The 1,207-nt window shown below is 43.8% G+C and carries 2 protein-coding genes; both read left to right on the top strand.

What is annotated here, in order from left to right:
* Nucleotides 1–266: respiratory nitrate reductase subunit gamma (locus A3729_RS19075; RefSeq protein ID WP_197475930.1), on the top strand; the 266-nt coding region annotated here is incomplete at its 5' end.
* Nucleotides 267–383: 117 nt separating this feature from the next.
* Complete coding sequence (locus A3729_RS19070; RefSeq protein WP_068508658.1) at nt 384–1,160, top strand: peptidylprolyl isomerase; 777 nt, start codon at nt 384–386, stop codon at nt 1,158–1,160.
* Nucleotides 1,161–1,207: the final 47 nt, after the last annotated feature.

Raw genomic sequence — 1,207 nt, 5'->3', positions numbered from 1 at the left:
TAGGCTTGATCTCGATCTTCGTATCGATGGGTCACCTGGATGGTGTTGAAATGGTTAAGCTAATGAGCTGGGCGCAAAATATGGTCTTGTTTAACGGCGTTGAAGCTTCAGCAGCGATTGCTGATGTTCACCCAATCTTTAAGCTACACGTAGCCTTGGGTATGACTTTGTTCTTGGTCTTCCCATTCAGCCGTTTAGTTCATGTTTGGAGTGTGCCAGTTAAGTACTTCTCTCGTAACTATCAGGTTGTACGTAGTAAGGCTTAATAGCCATCTTATCCCCGCAAAGCGCGGGGATATTTTCAAAGGGGTCAGACTCGATTGAAACCTTAGTTTCAATCGAGTCTGACCCCTTTGAAAATATAGACTAAGTTGGAGTTAGATATGATCCGAGTGAATCAAACAGAATTTGATGAAACAGCCATCGTCAAAGAAATGCAGTACCACGTGGCCCAAACGCACACGGAATCGAAAAATAAGGCTTGTGAGTCTCTGATTATCAGTGAGCTTCTTAAGCAGCGTGCTGAAGCTTTAAATCTAGCAGGTGGTGCAAAGAGCCAAGAAGCCCAGAGTACTGAAGATGCGTTTCTTGAAGCTTTGTTAGATACCGAAGTCGAAGTACCTTCGGCCAGTGAAGATGATTGCCGTCAGTATTTTGAAGCAAATCCTAAAAAATTCATGACCAGCCCCTTGGTCGAGGCGCGTCATATCTTGCTTGATGCATCACCCGATGATGCCAATGCTCGTTCCGAAGCAACGGAACTGGCAGAGCAACTGATTAAACGCTTACAAGAAAATATTGGGCAGTTTGAAGAGCTGGCCAAGATGCATTCCAAATGCCCTTCAAAAGAGACGGGTGGTCACCTTGGGCAGCTTGGTAAAGGCCAAACTGTGCCAGAATTCGAACGTCAGTTATTCAATTGTCCTGAAGGTTTAGCCAGTGCGCCAATCGAAAGCCGTTATGGTGTGCATGTTGTTTTCATTAACCACAAAGAAGAAGGTAAAGCTTTACCTTATGAGATGGTTAAAGAACGAATTTCTGATTACCTGAATGAAAAGGTTAGACGTAAAGCGATTGCCCAGTATATTCATTCATTAATTATGGATGCCGACATTGAAGGTTTCGACTTTAGTGTGTCCGACTCCCCTTTAATGCAGTAAGCTCCCCATATTTGGGGTCAGAGTAAAAATGGCTGTTTTTACTCTGA

The sequence above is a fragment of the Oleiphilus sp. HI0043 genome (assembly GCF_001634935.1).
This window is presented reverse-complemented; position numbering and strand designations above follow the sequence as displayed.

What these genes read in the sequence shown, in the direction of transcription:
- A3729_RS19070 (WP_068508658.1), top strand. Translation starts at nt 384, where the DNA reads ATGATCCGAGTGAATCAAACAGAATTTGATGAAACAGCCATCGTCAAA.